At 72.6% G+C, this 17,124-nt stretch carries 14 protein-coding genes; 4 read left to right on the forward strand and 10 right to left on the reverse strand.

All coding sequences use genetic code 11. The annotated features are described in order from the left end of the window. Nucleotides 1–570 precede the first annotated feature (570 nt). Nucleotides 571–1,608, forward strand: coding sequence for a tryptophan--tRNA ligase (trpS, locus tag AOQ37_RS36115; RefSeq protein WP_062651097.1), 1,038 nt, complete (start codon nt 571–573; stop codon nt 1,606–1,608). Here the strand turns inward: trpS and AOQ37_RS36120 are convergent. Continuing rightward, nucleotides 1,536–2,546 carry a GlxA family transcriptional regulator gene (locus AOQ37_RS36120; protein ID WP_062651099.1) on the reverse strand — a complete coding sequence of 337 codons (1,011 nt, stop codon included), beginning with the start codon at nt 2,544–2,546 and terminating at the stop codon, nt 1,536–1,538. The genes trpS and AOQ37_RS36120 overlap by 73 nt on opposite strands. Before the next feature lie 75 nt (nt 2,547–2,621). On the opposite strand from AOQ37_RS36120, the gene AOQ37_RS36125 reads away from it, so the two are divergent. Then, a complete protein-coding gene (locus tag AOQ37_RS36125) occupies nt 2,622–3,209 on the forward strand; it encodes a cysteine hydrolase family protein (RefSeq protein WP_062651101.1) in 588 nt (195 codons plus the stop codon). A gap of 14 nt (nt 3,210–3,223) precedes the next feature. Here AOQ37_RS36125 and proC read toward each other — a convergent pair whose 3' ends face one another. The 3 genes from proC to AOQ37_RS36140 all read right to left on the reverse strand — a co-directional run bounded on the left by proC (nt 3,224) and on the right by AOQ37_RS36140 (nt 6,062). Next, complete coding sequence (proC, locus tag AOQ37_RS36130; RefSeq protein ID WP_062651104.1) at nt 3,224–4,036, reverse strand: pyrroline-5-carboxylate reductase; 813 nt, start codon at nt 4,034–4,036, stop codon at nt 3,224–3,226. 275 nt (nt 4,037–4,311) lie between these two features. Continuing rightward, on the reverse strand, nt 4,312–5,151 hold the full coding sequence (locus AOQ37_RS36135) for an ABC transporter permease (protein WP_107085392.1): 840 nt from the start codon (nt 5,149–5,151) through the stop codon (nt 4,312–4,314). Then, entirely contained in the window at nt 5,148–6,062 is a 915-nt protein-coding gene (locus AOQ37_RS36140) for an ABC transporter ATP-binding protein (RefSeq protein WP_062651107.1), read from the reverse strand. The genes AOQ37_RS36135 and AOQ37_RS36140 overlap by 4 nt, the downstream gene beginning before the upstream one ends. A 553-nt stretch (nt 6,063–6,615) precedes the next feature. Between AOQ37_RS36140 and AOQ37_RS36145 the strand changes: the two genes are divergently transcribed. After that, complete coding sequence (locus AOQ37_RS36145; protein ID WP_078890560.1) at nt 6,616–8,079, forward strand: SulP family inorganic anion transporter; 1,464 nt, start codon at nt 6,616–6,618, stop codon at nt 8,077–8,079. Here AOQ37_RS36145 and AOQ37_RS36150 read toward each other — a convergent pair. From AOQ37_RS36150 to AOQ37_RS36160, 3 genes are all read right to left on the reverse strand, one after another. Then, entirely contained in the window at nt 8,043–8,891 is an 849-nt protein-coding gene (locus AOQ37_RS36150) for a class I SAM-dependent methyltransferase (RefSeq protein ID WP_062651109.1), read from the reverse strand. The two genes, AOQ37_RS36145 and AOQ37_RS36150, sit on opposite strands and share 37 nt — an antisense overlap. 229 nt (nt 8,892–9,120) lie before the next feature. Next, on the reverse strand, nt 9,121–9,705 hold the full coding sequence (locus tag AOQ37_RS36155; protein ID WP_062651111.1) for a hypothetical protein: 585 nt from the start codon (nt 9,703–9,705) through the stop codon (nt 9,121–9,123). Between the two features lie 826 nt (nt 9,706–10,531). After that, a complete protein-coding gene (locus tag AOQ37_RS36160; protein WP_062651113.1) occupies nt 10,532–10,852 on the reverse strand; it encodes an SH3 domain-containing protein in 321 nt (106 codons plus the stop codon). A 182-nt stretch (nt 10,853–11,034) separates the two neighbouring features. On the opposite strand from AOQ37_RS36160, the gene AOQ37_RS36165 reads away from it, so the two are divergent. Continuing rightward, nucleotides 11,035–13,218 (forward strand): serine/threonine-protein kinase, encoded by a 2,184-nt coding sequence (locus AOQ37_RS36165; RefSeq protein WP_062651115.1) that lies wholly within the window; start codon nt 11,035–11,037, stop codon nt 13,216–13,218. A gap of 108 nt (nt 13,219–13,326) precedes the next feature. On the opposite strand, the gene ilvD is transcribed toward AOQ37_RS36165, so the two are convergent. From ilvD to AOQ37_RS36180, 3 genes are all read right to left on the reverse strand, one after another. After that, entirely contained in the window at nt 13,327–15,180 is a 1,854-nt protein-coding gene (gene ilvD / locus AOQ37_RS36170; RefSeq protein ID WP_062651118.1) for a dihydroxy-acid dehydratase, read from the reverse strand. Nucleotides 15,181–15,440: 260 nt separating this feature from the next. Next, nucleotides 15,441–16,046: a TetR/AcrR family transcriptional regulator gene (locus AOQ37_RS36175; RefSeq protein WP_062651119.1), complete on the reverse strand. Its 606-nt coding sequence runs from the start codon at nt 16,044–16,046 to the stop codon at nt 15,441–15,443. Then, nucleotides 16,043–16,924 (reverse strand): sugar phosphate isomerase/epimerase family protein, encoded by an 882-nt coding sequence (locus AOQ37_RS36180; RefSeq protein WP_062651121.1) that lies wholly within the window; start codon nt 16,922–16,924, stop codon nt 16,043–16,045. The genes AOQ37_RS36175 and AOQ37_RS36180 overlap by 4 nt, the downstream gene beginning before the upstream one ends. Nucleotides 16,925–17,124 lie beyond the last annotated feature (200 nt).

Genomic DNA, 17,124 nt, shown 5'->3' on the forward strand with positions numbered 1-17,124 from the left:
TCGATCCGATTTCCTCGGTGCTTTCCAGGTTCTCGCTTTCGCGTTTCCCTTTCCGGCGGTTCCGACTCTATCAGATCCTTTCGGGCCTGATTCCCAGTCAGCGGGGGTTTGTCTTCCCGGCCGTTGGGCCGTTCCGACGAGTGAGACTTTAGCGGATTCCCGCCCACCGAAGCCAATCGGGGGCTGCGTCCTTTCGAACGCGGATTCTCATTCGCGAATACACATGCCAACAACACGACGGCAGACGAATCGACTGCCTGTCGAGAGGTGGTGGGTACCTGCGGAATGGCTGTCCGGGGACCGACCGGGGTCGGCGCTCACGTCGAACAACTCGGAGAACACTACGTAGCCGGTCGGGGTGTGTCAACTCATGCCCCTCGGGCACCCCTGAGGCGTACGCTGACGGACATGACTACGCGTACGTGCACCCAGCTGTGGTGGGCCGCCTGACGGCGGCCGCACTCACGTATGCACTCAACGGCCGCCGCTTCGGCGGCCGTTCTCGTTTCTCCCTCCAGGGTCACAGGGGGTCGGCCGGCGGATCGGCGGTCCCGACCAGGAGGTGGAGAGATGAAGCGGGTCTTCAGCGGGGTCAAGCCGACCGGGCATCTGACGCTGGGGAACTACCTGGGAGCTCTGCGACAGTGGGCCGAGGTCGACCAGCACCGGGCGGACTCGCTCTTCTGCGTCGTCGATCTGCACGCGCTGACCGTGGACCACGATCCGGCGCGGGTGCGCCGGCTGAGTCGGCAGGCGGCGACGCTGCTGTTGGCGGCGGGACTGGATCCCCGGCTGTGCACCGTGTTCGTACAGAGTCATGTGGACGAACACGCGCGGTTGTCGTATCTGCTGGAGTGCGTGGCCACGGACGGCGAGATGCGGCGGATGATCCAGTACAAGGAGAAATCCGGGCGGGAGCGGGAGCGCGGGGGTGGTGTGCGGCTGTCGTTGCTGACCTATCCCGTGCTGATGGCGGCGGACATCCTCGCGTACGGGTCCGACGAGGTGCCGGTCGGTGACGACCAGGCTCAGCACGTCGAGCTGACGCGCGATCTCGCGGTGCGGTTCAACCAGCGGTACGGGCACACGTTCGTGGTGCCGAAGGCGACGCATCCGGCGGTGGCTGCGCGGGTCATGAACCTCCAGCGGCCGACGTCGAAGATGGGCAAGAGCGACGACTTCGGGCCGGGGATCGTCTATCTGCTGGACGAGCCCGAGGCGGTGCGCAAGAAGGTCATGCGGGCCGTCACCGACAGCGGGCGGGAGGTCGTCTACGACCGGGAGGAGCGGCCGGGGCTCGCCAATCTGCTGGAGATCCTCGCCGCGTGCACGGGCGGCGAGCCGGAGGCGCTGGCCGACGCCTACGGGTCGTACGGGGCGTTGAAGAGGGACACGGCCGACGCGGTGGTCGAGGTGCTGCGGCCGCTCCAGGCCAGGCACCGGGAGCTGTGCGCGGACCCCGTCCATGTGGACGAGGTGCTGCGGGACGGGGCGGCGAGGGCCCGGGCGATGGCGCGGCCGGTCGTGGACAGCGCCTATCGCGCGATCGGGCTGCTGCCGCCCGCGACGGAGCCGGTCGCCGACCGGGTGCTGAACGCGGTGCGGTAGGCGCGTGGGCTGGTGGCGAGGCGCGATGCGAAGTGCTGGCGCATCGTGACCTCGCTGCCGAAGCCGGCGCGGCGGGCCACCTCGGGCATGGGGAGGTCGGTGCGTTCGAGGAGTTTCTGGGCCGCGGCGATGCGCTGGTCGAGGAGCCAGCGCAGCGGGGTGGCGCCGGTCTCCGCCGTGAAGTGGCGGGCGAAGCTGCGGGCGGACATGCCGGCCCGCGCCGCCAGGTCGGCGACGGTGAGTGGTTCGTGCAGGTGGCGCAGGGCGTGTTCGCGTACGGCGGCGAGGGTGTCGGCGTCGCGGTCGGTGCGGGGCGTCGGGTGCTCGATGAACTGGGCCTGGGTGCCGGTGCGGAAGGGGGCGGTGACCATCGAGCGGGCGATGGTGGCGGCCGCTTCGGCGCCGTGGGAGCGGCGGACCAGGTGGAGGCAGAGGTCGATGCCGGCTGCCGTGCCGGCGGCGGTCCAGATGTTGTCGTCCTCGATGAAGAGGGCGTCGGGGACGACGTTCACCCGGGGATGGTGGGTGCGGAGGAGGTCGATCAGGCCCCAGTGGGTGATCGCCCGCCGGTCGTCGAGGAGGCCGGCCTGGGCGAGGGTGAAGGCGCCGCCGCACAGGGCCGCGAGGGTGGTGCCACGGGCGTGGGCGCGTCGGAGGGCGTCCAGGACGGGGGCGGGTGCGGGGGTGAGGTGGTCGTCGAGGCCGGGGACCAGGATCAGGTCGGCCCGGGAGAGCCAGCTCAGGGTGCGGTCGGGCAGGAGGGCCAGCCCTCCGCGCATGGGGATGGGGGTGGTGCGGTCGGTGGCGGCTCTGCGCAGGTCGAAGGCGGGGGCGCCGCGGTCGGTGCGGTCGGTGCCCCAGACCTCGGTGATCACGGAGACGTCGAAGGCGCGGATGCCGGGGAAGGCGACGAGGGCGACCCGGTACGCAGGCTTCATGGGTGGCAGTAAATCATCGATCGCTGTCTTCCGGCCTGCTGGGGCGCGAGTGCCTGCGGCGGCAGGATCGACGGCATGGATATCGCGGAGAACGCAGCGCTGGTGGTCGTCGATGTGCAGAAGGGCTTCGAGGAGCTGGACTTCTGGGGGGCGCGGAACAATCCCGGGGCGGACGACAACATCGCCGCCCTCGTCGACGTATGGCAGGGGACGGGGCGGCCGGTCGTGTTCGTGCGGCACGACTCGGTGAAGCCGGGGTCGCCGTTGCGGCTGGGGTACGAGGGGAACGAGTTCAAGGAGTACGTGGAGGAGCGGCGCGGGAAGGGCGCCGGGGCCGAGCTGTTCGTCACGAAGACGGTGAACTCGGCGTTCCTCGGCACGCCGGATCTCGGGGCCTGGCTGACCGCCGAGGGGATCTCGCAGATCGTGGTCGCCGGGATCCAGACCAACATGTGCGCGGAGACGACGGCGCGGATGGGCGGCAATCTCGGGTACGACGTGCTGTTCGCGTACGACGCGACGTACACGTTCGACCTGGAGGGTCCGTTCGGCTGGCGGCGGAGTGCGGAGGAGATCGCGCAGGCGTCGGCGGTGTCCCTGCACGGGGGTGGGTTCGCGCGGGTGGTGACGACCGAGGATCTCGTGGGGGCGGCCGGTGCCTGACCGCCCCGGCGGCGTCAGTCCTTCTTGCCCGAGGCCAGTTCGCGGCTGCGGTCGCGGGCGGCCTCGAGGGCGGCGATCAGGGCGGCTCGTACGCCGTGGTTCTCGAGTTCGCGGATGGCGTTGATGGTGGTGCCGGCGGGCGACGTGACGTTCTCACGGAGTTTGACCGGGTGTTCGCCGCTGTCGCGGAGCATCGTCGCGGCGCCGATCGCGGACTGGACGATGAGGTCGTGGGCCTTGTCGCGGGGCAGGCCGAGCAGGATGCCGGCGTCCGTCATCGCTTCGACCAGGTAGAAGAAGTACGCCGGGCCGGAGCCGGAGAGGGCGGTGCAGGCGTCCTGCTGGGACTCGGGGACGCGCAGGGTCTTGCCGACGGCGCCGAAGATCTCCTCGGTGTGGGCGAGGTGGGCGGCGGTGGCGTGGGTGCCGGCGGAGATGACGGACATGGCCTCGTCCACGAGGGCCGGGGTGTTCGTCATGACGCGGACGACCGGGGTGCCGTCGGCGAGGCGTTCCTCCAGGGAGGCGGTGGTGATGCCGGCGGCTCCGCTGATGATCAGGCGGTCGGCGGGGACGTGCGGGGCGAGCTCGTCGAGGAGGGTGCCCATGTCCTGCGGTTTGACCGTGAGGATCAGGGTGTCCGCGGTCTTGGCGGCCTCGGCGTTGGTGACCGGGGTGACTCCGTAGCGGGTGCGGAGTTCTTCGGCGCGTTCCGGGCGGCGGGCGGTGACGAGGAGGTCGGCGGGGGGCCAGCCGCCTCGGATCATGCCGCTGAGGAGGGCTTCGCCGATCTTGCCGGTGCCGAGGACTGCGACTTTCTGGGTCATGGCTGGAGGGTCCTCCGGAGGTGTGCGTCGTCCGTCGTCCTCGGCCATCCTCGCACCGGGGATGGGGGGTCGGTCCGCGTGTCCGGTGGGCGGACTGCGGGTCTGTCGCCCCTGCCGCCCCTGCCGCCCCTTCCCTTCCCGTCCCATCGCGTCCTGTCCCTTCCTTCCCGTCCTGTCCCTTCCTTCCCGTCCTGTCCTGTTCCTGGGGGCCGCGCCCCCGGCCCCCCGCCTTTGGCCGGACGGCTCGGTCCTCCAGCGCCGGACGGGTCCGGTGGTCATGCCGTGCGGCGGCGGAGGGTCGCCGCGCCCAGGCACAGGACCAGGAGGGCGCAGCCGCCGACGATGAGGACGTCCCGTACGAAGGTCGCCGTCATGTCGGTGTGGGTGAGGACCTCGTTCATGCCGTCGACCGCGTACGACATCGGAAGGACGTCGGAGACGGCCTCCAGGGCGGGGTGCATGGTGTCGCGGGGCGCGAAGAGGCCGCAGAGGAGGAGCTGCGGGAAGATCACCGCCGGCATGAACTGGACGGCCTGGAACTCCGAGGCCGCGAAGGCGGAGACGAAGAGGCCGAGGGCGGTGCCGAGGAGCGCGTCGAGGAGGGCGACCAGGAGGAGGAGCCAGGGGCTGCCCGTGACGTCCAGGTCGAGGAACCAGACCGCCAGGCCGGTGGCCAGGGCCGACTGGATGATCGCGAGGGTGCCGAAGGCGAGGGCGTAGCCGGCGATCAGGTCGCCCTTGCCGAGGGGCAGGGCGAGGAGGCGCTCGAGGGTGCCCGAGGTGCGTTCGCGCAGGGTCGCGATGGAGGTGACCAGGAACATCGTGATCAGCGGGAAGATGCCCAGGAGGGACGCGCCGATGTTGTCGAACGTGCGCGGGCTGCCGTCGAAGACGTAGCGGAGCAGGAACAGCATCACGCAGGGGATGAGGACCAGCAGCGCGATGGTGCGGGGGTCGTGGCGCAGCTGGCGCAGGACCCTGGCCGCCGTGGCGGTGGTGCGGGAGACGCTCAGGGCGCTGGTGGGGGCGGGGGCAGGGGGCTGAGCGGGGGTGGCGGCGGCGGTGGTGGACTTGGCTGTGGGCGCGGGTGCCGGTGTGGGCGTGGGCCTGGTCATCGGGTGGTCTCCTTCGTGCGGGTCTCGTTCGTGCCGGAACCCTGCGTGCCGGTCTCCTTCGTGCGGGCCGCCTGCGTCGCCTCGTCCACCAGGTGCAGGAACGCCGACTCGACCGTGTCGGCTCCGGTGCGGGTGCGCAGGGCCTCGGGGGTGGCGTCGGCGAGGATCTCGCCCTCGCGCATGAGGAGCAGGCGGTGGCAGCGCTCGGCCTCGTCCATGACGTGGGAGGAGATGAGCAGGGTCGCGCCCCGGGTGGCGGCGATGTCGTGGAAGAGGTTCCACAGGTCGCGGCGCAGGACCGGGTCCAGGCCGACGGTGGGTTCGTCGAGGACCAGGAGCTCCGGGGTGCCCAGGAGGGCCACGGCCAGTGAGACGCGGTTGCGCTGGCCGCCGGAGAGGTTGCCGGCGAGGGCGTCGGCGTGGGTGGTGAGGTCCACGTCGGCGATGGCCCGGGTGACGTTCTCGTGGCGGCGGTCCGCCGCCGCGCGGCCCGGGTCGAGGATCGCGGCGAAGTAGTCGAGGTTCTGGCGGATCGTCAGGTCGTCGTAGACGGAGGGAGCCTGGGTGACGTAGCCGATGCGGGTGCGGAGGGTGGGGTGGCCCGCGGGGTGGCCGAGGACGTCGAGGGTGCCGGTGACCTTGTCCTGGGTGCCGACGATCGCGCGCATGAGGGTCGACTTTCCGCAGCCGGACGGGCCCAGCAGGCCGGTGATCTGGCCACGGGGGACGGTGAAGTCGAGGGTGCGCAGGACCGTGCGGGGACCTCGGACGACGGTCAGCTTCTCGGCTCGAACGGCGGGCGCGGAGGGTTCGGCGAGTCCGGAGGGTTCGGTGGGTTCGGTGGTTCCGACAGGCGGGGCCTGGGTCGTGGCCTCGCCGGGTGGGCGGGACTCCGGCTTGGAATTCATCATGCGATGAATAATGCTCCGGGGGGTGTCGGGGCGTCAAGGGGGGTGGAAGGGAGGGGGTGCGAGGGTGCCCCGGCGGGGCGGGGTCACGGGGATGGCGCGGGGGCCACGGGGGGGCGGGGTAGTGCGGGGCCACCGGGGCGGCGCGGGGTCACGGGATGGCGCGGGGTCGTGGAGGTGGCACGGCGGCGCGGAGTCGTGGAGGTGGCACGGCGGCGCGGGGTCGTGGAGGTGGCACGGCGGCGCGGAGTCGCGAGGGTGGCGCCGGGTCATGGGGGTGGTGCGGGGGCGCGCCGGTGGCGCGGGGGTGCGGGGTGGTGTTGGAAGCGGAGGTTTCGGTTCTTTCGCTTCCGTGTTCACCGGGTCACCACAGGAACCTCCCGCCCGGGCCGTCATTTCGACGGACAATGGCATCGACCGACAATGAAATTCATGCGCTGCCCGAGCGTCGGCCCCGCTCTCGCTCCGGTCCGCGCAGCTTCGTCGCCGTGCCCTCCCCCGGTGCGGCGCGCCCGCGCATCTCCCGTTTCCTTCCGGAGGTGCCGCTTTGTTTGCCGTGTTGCTCCGTGGTGTCCGTAAAGCCGATCTGTTCGCTTCCTTCACCGTGTTCCTCGTCGCGCTCCCCCTCTGTACGGGCATCGCCGTGGCCTCCGGTGTGCCCGCCGAGCTGGGGCTGGTCACCGGCATCGTCGGTGGGCTGGTCGTCGGGGCGCTGCCCGGCGGCAGTCTTCGGGTGAGCGGGCCGGCGGCCGGGCTGACCGTGCTCGTCCACGAAGCCGTACAGCGGTACGGCCTTCCGGCGCTCGGGGTGCTCGTCCTCACCGCCGGGCTGGTGCAGTGGGGGCTCGGTGCGCTGCGGCTGGGGCGATGGTTCCGGGCCGTGTCGGTGGCCGTCGCGCGCGGGATGCTCGCCGGGATCGGGCTGGTGCTGGTCGCCGGGCAGGTGTACGCCCTCGGGGACGTGGCCGCGCCGGCGGACGGTCCCGGTCGCCTCACCGGGTTGGTGTCACTGCCCGGGCGGGTGGATCCGGTGGCGTTGTCAGTGGGGGCTGCCACCATGGTCGTGTTGCTGCTGTGGGGGCGTTGGCGGCGCGGTGCGCGGCTGGTTCCGGCGCCGTTGGTCGCGGTGGCGTCCGCGGCGGGCGTCACATGGGTGTTCGACCTGGAGGTGCGGCGGGTCCAGGTGCAGGGGGTGTGGGATGCCGTGCGGGTGCCGGAGGCGGCGGCCCTCGGACGGCTGACGGAAGTGGGGGTGATCGGGACCGTGGCGGCGTTCGCGCTGATCGCGTCGGCGGAGTCGCTGTTCGGCGCGGCGGCGGAGGACCGGCTGCCCGAGGGACGGGGGACGGACTACGACCGGGAGTTGATGACCCAGGGCGCGGGCAACGTCGTGTGCGGGGTGCTGGGGGCGTTGCCGATGACGACCTTCCTCGTGCGCAGTGCGGTCGCGGGAGCCGGGGGTGCCGTCCGCGCGGGGGCGGGGGCGGGCGCGCGGACCAGGGCGGCGCGGGTGCTGCACGGGGTGTGGCTGCTGCTGTTCGCGGCCGCGCTGCCCGGGGTGCTCGGAGCCGTTCCGGTCGCGGCGTTGGCCGGGCTGCTGATGTACGTCGGCGGCGGGCTGGTGCCCTGGCGGGAGGCACGGAAGCTGTGGCGCGGACAGCGGGCGGAGGCCGTCGTGCTCGGGGTGACGGCGGTGTCGATCGTGGTGGGGAACCTGTTCGAGGGGGTGTTGGTCGGGCTGGCGCTGGCCGTGGCGAAGACGGCGTGGGAGATCAGCCATGTGCACGTCGAGACGGAGGACCGGGGAGACGCCGGGCTCGTCGTGCGGGTGCGGGGGCACGCGACGTTCCTGCGGCTGCCGAAACTGCTGGACGCATTGGACGCGCTGCCCCGCGACCGCGCGGTGCGGCTGGAGTTGGGCGGGCTGCGGCACGTGGATCACGCGTGTGCGGCGGCGCTGGAGGACTGGGCCGCCGCGCGCGGTCAGGCTCTGGTCGCGAGCAGCAGGATGACGTCGTAGACCTCTTCGACGTAGCCGTCGGGGAAGGCCCGCATCAGGTGGTCGCGCTCCTCGGCGAGGAAGGCGGTGCTCGCCTCCTCGCCGTGGACCAGGAACAGCGAGTGGCTGCCGAGGTTGGCCAGGTGCGTGTCTACGGGGACGCGGCGGCTCCAGCGGACCTCACGGCGGGTCAGTCCGAGGCGGCCGGTGGGGTCGACGACGCGGACGTCCACGTTCCTGGTGTGTGCGGGGATGCTCTCCCCGAAGCGCCGGTCGATGCGCCGGGCCGCCTCCGCCAGCCAGGGCACGTCGAGGGCGCCGGTGTTCCACCACAGCGCCAGCGCGCCGCCCGGGCGCAGGACCCGCAGGGCCTCCGGGACCGACTGGACCGGGTCGGTCCAGTGCCAGGACTGGGCGTAGGTGAGGAAGTCGAGGGAGGCGGTGGCCAGGGGGAGGCGGTTGCCGTCGCCCCGGACGAGCGGCACGCCGGGGAGGCCGCGGCGGAACTGTGCGGCCATGCCGTCCCCGGGCTCGACGGCGATGACGTCGGCGCCGCGGGCGTGCAGGAGGGCGGTCGCTAGGCCGGTGCCCGCCCCGACGTCCGCGACCCGCGCCCCGGCGAGGGGTCGGCCGGCGAGGTCCTCGATCGTCTCCAGGAGGGCGGTCGGGTAGGAGGGGCGGTTGGCGGCGTATTGCGCAGCGGCGGAGTTGAAGGAGAAGGCTCGGGTGGCGTGGGAGGGGCTGTGAGAGGGGGTGGGGGAGGCTGCGTCGGAGGGGGTGGGGGAGGGGCGCTGGGAGGAGGCATCGGACGAGGGCTGGGGGGAGGCCGTCATGGGGCCATGGTGGAGGGAGAGGGACGGGGAGAGAAAGGGGGGACGGGTCGCCTGGTCTGTGGACAGGGGCCAGGGTCCGCGGGTCACGAGCCGGGTGCCACCAGCCACGGGCCACGGAGCGGATCTGGTGCCATCGGGGCGGATCCGCAGGTCATGGCGGTCGCGGGGCGTCGGTGCTTGTCGTTCGTGTCCCGCTCCCCCGGGCGGCGTCGGGTCCGGGCGGGGGAGGTCAGCCGCGGCGGCGTTTCTTCGACGGGTTGCCGGTGCGGCGGGTGGAGCGGCGTTCGTACTGTTCGCGAGCCGTGTCGTACTCCTCGCGGTGGAGCCTCTCACCGGGTGCCTCGGTGAAGGTGCGGAAGAAGTACGCGAGCAGCGAGCCGACGAAACCGACGGCCAGCAGACCGCGCAGGGAGGCCTGGCGGTCGGGGTCGGGTCGCTTGGTGAAGCCTTCCCAGGTGTGGCGGAAGGCGAGTGCGGTGCAGACCGCGAACATGACGACGACCAGGAGCGTCACGAAGCTGCCCAGGTCGGCGATCGCGATGCCCTCGTAGGCGAAGCGGAGTACGAGGCAGGAAGCGGCGACGGCGGCCAGGGAGCCGACGGCCACGGCGATGCGGCGGACCGCGTAGCCCTGGCGGCCGGGGTCGTGGTCCACCCAGGTGGTGCCGAAGAAGCGGAGGGGCTCCGGGCGGGGGCCTGCGCCGGCGGAGCTTCCCGGTCGGCCGGTGCCGCTGCCGGTGGGGGTGCCCGCCGCGCCGGTCGGGGTGTCCCCGGAGCCGGCCGAGGTGTCCGGGGTGCCGTTTTCGTCGCTCACGGGACGATTATGGCTCCGGCCGGGGGCGGGCTTCCGGGTGGGCCGCCCCGGGGCGGCCGGCGGTGGATCCGAGGCCGGTCAGTGGGGCCGTCCGAGGCCAGACAGAGGGGTCGTCCCGGGGTGTGCCTCTGGTCTGATCCGGCGCGGGCGCGGTCCGGTGCGGCTCGGCTTGATGCGGTGCAACCCGGCCTCGTCCGGCCCGGCCCGGTCCGGTCCGGTGCAACCCCGCGCGGTGCGGTGCCACGCGGACCCGTTCGGCACGGCCCGGCCCGGTCCGGTGCGGTGCCACCCGACCTGGTGGCCCGGCCTCGTCCGGCGCGACCCGGCCTCGTCCGGCGCGACCCGGCCTCGTCCGGCGCGACCCGGCCTGGTGCGGCGCAACCCCGCGCCGTGCGATGCAACCCGGCCCCGTTCGGTACCGCCCGGCCCGGCGTCGTCCGGCGCAGGGCAGCTCGGTGCAGTGCGAAATGGTCCGGCCGGGCGGGGATGCGGCCGAGGTCGGCGCACCGGGGTCGGGGCCGGTCCGAGTGAGCGCCCGGCCTGAATCCGCGTGCGATTCAGCTCCGAGCCCGAGCCCGAGCCGAGCGCGAGCCCGGCCCGGGGCGGCCCGAGTCCCTGTCGGCGTCCGAGCCAGTGCTCCGGGTCGGGCCGGGGTCCAAGCCCGCGCTTCGCCCCTCCCCCGCCCCGGCCCTTCCCCCGTCCCTGGACCCAAACCCCTAACCCGACCCAAAGCCCTACCCCGACCCGGGCCCTCCCCCGGCCCCGGCCCCGGTGTGAACACCTGCCCCGAACCCCTGTCCGGGCCCGGCGCCCGGCCGGTCGGAGCTCAGGCGCAGCGGGCGGCGACGTAGCCGTCGCTGCCTGTCCTGACGTAGGCGTCCGAGACGAACTGGCTGTCGGCGATGTTGTCCCAGATGTTCGTCGTGCCGTACGGGCCGCTCACCGAGGTGCCCGGGGTCTGGCAGAAGATCGGCACCTTGGTGCCCTCGGCCAGGACCCTGACGACCGGGTAGCTCGTACCGGGGCCGCTGCGGACGTTCAGCCGGACGCCCGGAGCGATCGGGTAGTAGGTGAGAGCCGCCGCGGCCGTCGTGACGGCCTCCGCCGGCTCGCCGCTCGCGACCTCTTCCACGCGGTCAACAGACATGAAAAAACCTCCCCCGTCGAACCCCATGACTGCCATGGGGTCACGTTGATTCCCCTAAACCACGCAATGAAACACATGTGCAGAATTCGCACACGGAGGCTAGCAAGTCGCCTCGGTCCCGTACGAGTCATCGACTAGGCTCCGTGCGTCGCGCGCGCGGTTGAACAGCACGGGGGTGGTCCATGACGCCACAGCGCAACACCGGGGCGGGCGCGGAAGCGGAACTTCCGGAGTACGCCGGCCACTACCGCCTGGAGGAGCGTCTGGGCTCCGGTGGCATGGGCGTGGTGCACCTGGCCCGGAGCACCTCCGGGATGAAGGTCGCGGTGAAGGTCGTCCATGCCCAATTCGCCCTGGATCCCGAGTTCAGGGGCCGTTTCCGCCAGGAGGTGGCCGCCGCTCGACGGGTGAGCGGGGCGTTCACCGCACCCGTCGTCGACGCGGATCCGGAGGCCGAACGACCCTGGATGGCCACCCTGTTCATCCCCGGCGCGACGCTCGCCGAGCAGGTGAAGCGGAACGGACCCATGCGCGCGGGCGAGTTGCGGCGGCTGATGGCCGGGCTCGCGGAGGCGCTGCGGGACATCCACCGGGTCGGGGTGGTGCACCGGGATCTGAAGCCGAGCAACGTCCTGCTGGCCGAGGACGGACCGAAGGTCATCGACTTCGGCATCTCCCGGCCGAAGGACAGCGAACTGCGCACCGAGACAGGCAAGTTGATCGGCACGCCGCCGTTCATGGCACCGGAGCAGTTCCGGCGGCCGCGCGAGGTGGGACCGGCCGCCGACATCTTCGCGCTCGGGTCGGTGATGGTGCACGCGGCGACGGGACGCGGGCCGTTCGACTCCGACAGCCCGTACGTCGTCGCGTACCAGGTCGTGCACGACGAACCGGATCTGACCGGCGTCCCGGGGAACCTCGCGCCGCTGGTGGTGCGTTGTCTGGCCAAGGAGCCCGAGGACCGTCCCACACCGGACGAGTTGATGCGGGAACTGCGCTCGGTGGCGGCCTCGTACGACACCCAGGCGTTCATACCGTCCCAGCGGGCGCTGGAGGAGGCCGGAGCAGGGACGGAGGAGACCGCCGGGCGCGCTGAGCGGCCCCCGGGGGCCGGGGAGGCCTCGCGGGCGCCGGGCCAGGCGGGAGTACGGGCGGGCGGGCGGCGTCGCCGGGTGGCGCTCGCGGTCGGTGCGCTGGTCGTCGTCCTGTCGGGTGGCGCGCTCCTCGCCACGCAGCTGCCCGGCGCGGCCGACCCGGGCCGGGACGCACGGGGTGACGCGGGCGCGCGGTCCACGTCGCCGGCCTTCGCTCCCTGGAGCACGCGGCCGGTGAAGGGCAGCACCGGCGCGGGGACCGGTGCGGGCACGGGCGGCATGCCCCAGTGCGCCTACGACGCTCAGCGGCTGCTCTGCGTCCAGTCGGGGCTGGTGTCGGCGCTGGACGCGTCCGACGGCCGGGTGCTGTGGCGGCATGTCCTCACCGACGACGACGGGCCGAGTCAGGCGCCGGTGCTCGCGGGCGGCCTGGCCCAGGTGATCACGCACTCGGGCAAGCGGCTGGAGGCGCTCGACCCGGCGACGGGCGCCACCCGCTGGCAGCGCGACCTGTCGGACTACCCGGGTGTCCGCACCGTCGGCGGCACCCTGTTGCTGACGGCGGCCGACGGCACGGTGACCGGGGTGGACGCCGCGACGGGCGAGCCGTTGTGGAGCCGGCGCATCCCGGGGCTGAGCGAGCCGTACTTCACGGCGTTGCCGAAGGATCCGCTGGCGTACGCGTCGAGCACTTCGGACGACGGGCACACCCGGATCACGGCCGTGGATCCCACGACCGGGAAGGTGCGGTGGGACGAGCGGCTCAGCGGCACGCTGGATCTCGTGGGCACCGCGGACGGCAGCCTCGTCCTGCTGTCCCAGGGCGACGACTACGGCACCGTCGACGCCGTGGTCCGCTACTCGCCGCGGGACAAGGTGTCGCTGCGGGTGAAGCTGGGCGTCGAGCTCCTGGAGGCGGTCGCCACCGTGCAGGGCGACCGGGTCTACCTCCTGGCCTTCGACGGATCACTCGTGGCCGTCGACACGGGTCTGGGCAAGCAGGTGTGGTCCCTGCAGACGGCGGTGAGCCGGGGTTCGGTGCCCGCCGCCGACGGTGAGCACGTGTACTTCAGCGCGGCCGACGGACGGCTCCTCGCCGTGGACGCCGAGCGGGGCAAGCTCGTCGGGCAGACCGCGCTGCGGCTGGGCGCGAACTCGGACGAGGTGGTGGCGACCCTGCCCGCGCCCGAGGCGGTCGACGGCCATGTCTACGCCGGCGCCCCCGACGGAACCGTCTTCGCCGTGGACGGCCGGGACCCCGCGGGCTGGTGAGACACGGCCGGGACCCGGCGGGCTGGTGAGACACGTCGAGGGCCGCCTCCGTACCGCGGAGACGGCCCTCGCGTCAGCGTTCGCCCCTGAAGGGGTCGCCGGATGGCGTCAGCCCAGCTTCGACACGTCCCGCACCGCGCCCTTGTCGGCGCTCGTCGCCATCGCCGCGTAGGCCCGCAGCGCGGCGGACACCTTGCGCTCGCGGTTCTTCGGGGCGTAGACGCCGCCGAGGGCCGCCTCGCGCCGCGCCAGTTCGGCGTCGTCGACGAGGAGCTCGATGGTGCGGTGGGGGATGTCGATGCGGATGCGGTCGCCGTCCTCGACGAGGGCGATGGTGCCGCCGGAGGCCGCCTCGGGCGAGGCGTGGCCGATGGACAGGCCCGAGGTGCCGCCGGAGAACCGGCCGTCGGTGATCAGGGCGCAGGTCTTGCCGAGGCCGCGGCCCTTGAGGAAGGACGTCGGGTAGAGCATCTCCTGCATGCCGGGACCGCCCTTGGGACCCTCGTAGCGGATGACGACGACATCGCCGTGCGTCACCTGCTTGTTGAGGATCTTCTCGACGGCCTCCTCCTGCGACTCGCAGACGACGGCCGGGCCCTCGAAGGTCCAGATCGACTCGTCGACGCCGGCCGTCTTGACCACGCAGCCGTCGACGGCGATGTTGCCGCGCAGGACCGCGAGGCCGCCGTCCTTGCTGTAGGCGTGCTCGGCGGAGCGGATGCAGCCGCCCTCGGCGTCCACGTCCAGCGCCTCCCAGCGCTCGGACTGGGAGAAGGCCTCGGCGGAGCGGACGCAGCCGGGGGCCGCGTGCCACAGTTCGACCGCCTCGGGCGAGGGGGAGCCGCCGCGGACGTCCCAGGTCTTCAGCCAGTCCGCCAGGGACGGGCTGTGGACCGAGTACACGTCCTCGTTGAGCAGGCCCGCGCGGTGCAGCTCGCCGAGCAGGGCGGGGATGCCGCCGGCGCGGTGCACGTCCTCCATGTAGTACGTGCGGTCCTTCGCGACGTTCGGCGCGACCTTGGCCAGGCAGGGCACGCGGCGCGAGACCTCGTTGATCTCCTCCAGGCCGAACGGGACGCCCGCCTCCTGGGCGGCGGCGAGGAGGTGCAGGATCGTGTTGGTCGAGCCGCCCATCGCGATGTCGAGGGCCATCGCGTTCTCGAAAGCCGCCATGGTGGCGATGTTGCGGGGCAGGACGGTCTCGTCGTCCTGCTCGTAGTAGCGGCGGGTGATGTCCATCACCGTGCGCCCCGCGTTCTCGTACAGCGCCTTGCGGGCCGTGTGGGTGGCCAGCACCGAGCCGTTGCCGGGGAGCGAGAGACCGATGGCCTCGGTCAGGCAGTTCATCGAGTTGGCGGTGAACATGCCGGAACAGCTGCCGCAGGTCGGACAGGCGTTCTCCTCGATCCGGAGGATGTCCTCGTCCGAGATCTTGTCGTTGACGGCGTCGGAGATCGCGTCGACCAGGTCGAGCGTGCGGACGGTGCCGTCGACCAGGGTGGCTCGGCCGGACTCCATCGGGCCGCCGGAGACGAAGACCGTGGGGATGTTCAGGCGCAGGGCCGCGTTCAGCATGCCCGGGGTGATCTTGTCGCAGTTGGAGATGCAGATCAGGGCGTCGGCGCAGTGCGCCTCGACCATGTACTCCACACTGTCCGCGATCAGGTCGCGGGAGGGCAGGCTGTAGAGCATGCCGCCGTGGCCCATGGCGATGCCGTCGTCGACGGCGATCGTGTTGAACTCGCGCGGGATGCCGCCGGCCGCGGTGATGGCCTCGCTGACGATCCGGCCGACCGGCTGGAGGTGCGTGTGGCCGGGCACGAACTCGGTGAAGCTGTTCGCCACCGCGATGATCGGCTTCCGGCCGATGTCCGCACCGGGTACACCGGAGGCGCGCATAAGGGCGCGGGCGCCCGCCATGTTGCGGCCGTGGGTGACTGTGCGGGACCTCAGCTCGGGCATCGTCGCTCGCTCCTTCAGAGACTGCGATCAGAGACTTCTGACTGCTAACGAGCGTACGCCGGTCATCCAGGGGTCGGACACGGTGTCCGTATATCGGGACGGATGTCTCACCTCCGAGCCCGCGCCAGGAGCCCGGGCGGGCCCTCGTCCGGATACCGTCCGGCTCTCGTCGGACCCGCGTCAGGACCTCGGACGGGCCTCGTCGGGCCCGCGTCCGGCTCGCTTCGGGTCCGAGCCGGAACCCGGACCGGGGCCGCGTCTCACGGCCCGGTCAGGTGTCCCTGCACGACCGGTGCCACGCGCGCGATGATCAGCTCCAGGTCCACCGAGGCCAGCGGCTCCACCTTGATCACGTACCGCAGCATCGCGCAGCCCACCAGCTGCGCGGCGGCCAGTTCGGCGCGCAGCTCGGCGTCCGGCAGGTCGAGCCGGCCGGCGATCCGGCGCAGCACCTGGGAGGCGACCAGGCGGCGGAAGACGGCGGCCGCGGTCTCGTTGTTCACGGCGGAGCGGACGATCGCCAGCAGGGGCTTACGGGTCGTGGGGTTCTCCCACACGCCGAGGACGAAGCGGGCGAGCCGCTCGCCGACCTGGTCCAGCGGGCCGTCGGCGATCGCCTCCGGGGCGCCCAGCGTGGGGGCGAAGGCGACCTCGATGGCGGCCTCGAAGATCTGCTCCTTGGTGCCGAAGTAGTGGTGCACCAGCGCCGGGTCCACCCCGGCCGCCTTCGCGATGCCGCGTACGGACGTCTTGTCGTAGCCACGCTCGGAGAACTCCTCGCGGGCGACCGTCAGGATGCGGTCCCGGGTGTCCGCCGACTCCGTACGAGGGGGGCGACCGCGCCTGCGGGCCGTGACGCCGGTCATCGGCGGGGCACCTTCGTCCCGGGGGACGGGGTCGGGTTCGTCCCGGGGGACGGGGTCGAGGAGGCCGACGACGAGGCGGAGGCCAGGTGCAGGCGCGTGAAGGCGAGCGCCTCCGCCAGGTCGGCCTCACGTTCGGCGCTCGACATCGCGCGCCGCGTGTTGACCTCGATGACGACATGCCCGTCGAAGCCGGTCAGCGCGAGCCGTTCCAGCAGCTCGGCGCAGGGCTGGGCGCCCCGGCCGGGGACCAGGTGCTCGTCCTTCGCCGAACCGTTTCCGTCGGCGAGGTGGACGTGGCCCAGGCGGTCGCCCATGCGGTCGATCATCTGCATCGCGTCCGCGCGGGCCGTGGAGGCATGGCTGAGGTCGATCGTGAAGTGCCGGTAGTCGTCCTTCGTGACGTCCCAGTCGGGCGCGTAGGCGAGCATCTCGCGGTCGCGGTAGCGCCACGGGTACATGTTCTCGACGGCGAACCGTACGTCCGTCTCGTCCGCCATCCGCCAGATGCCCGTGACGAAGTCCCGCGCGTACTGGCGCTGCCAGCGGAACGGCGGGTGGACGACGACCGTGCTCGCGCCGAGCTTCTCCGCCGCCGCGCGGGCCCGCTGGAGCTTGGTCCACGGGTCGGTCGACCACACCCGCTGCGTGATGAGCAGGCAGGGAGCGTGGACGGCGAGGATCGGGATCCGGTGGTAGTCGCTGAGTCTGCGCAGCGCGTCGATGTCCTGGCTGACGGGGTCGTTCCAGACCATGACCTCGACGCCGTCGTAGCCGAGGCGCGCGGCGATCTCGAAGGCCGTCGCCGTCGACTCCGGGTAGACCGAGGCCGTCGACAGGGCGACCTTCGCTTCCGGGATCCGCACGACTGGCTCTGCCATGGGGGACAGGTTACGGGGTGCGGTCACCCGGGTGCCGGGCCCCCGGCCGCCGTTGTGGTGTTCGCCACGGAGGGGCGGGCGTGCGTCCCGGCCGCTCGCGCCCGCGCGGCGAGGCCGGCCCTGTCACGTCCACGCGCGCCCCGCACGCCCCGCGCGCCCCGCACGCCGTCACCGCGCTCACCCCGCGTCCATCACCGCGA

The sequence above is a fragment of the Streptomyces maremycinicus genome, assembly GCF_001184025.1.
Lineage (GTDB): Bacteria > Actinomycetota > Actinomycetes > Streptomycetales > Streptomycetaceae > Streptomyces > Streptomyces maremycinicus.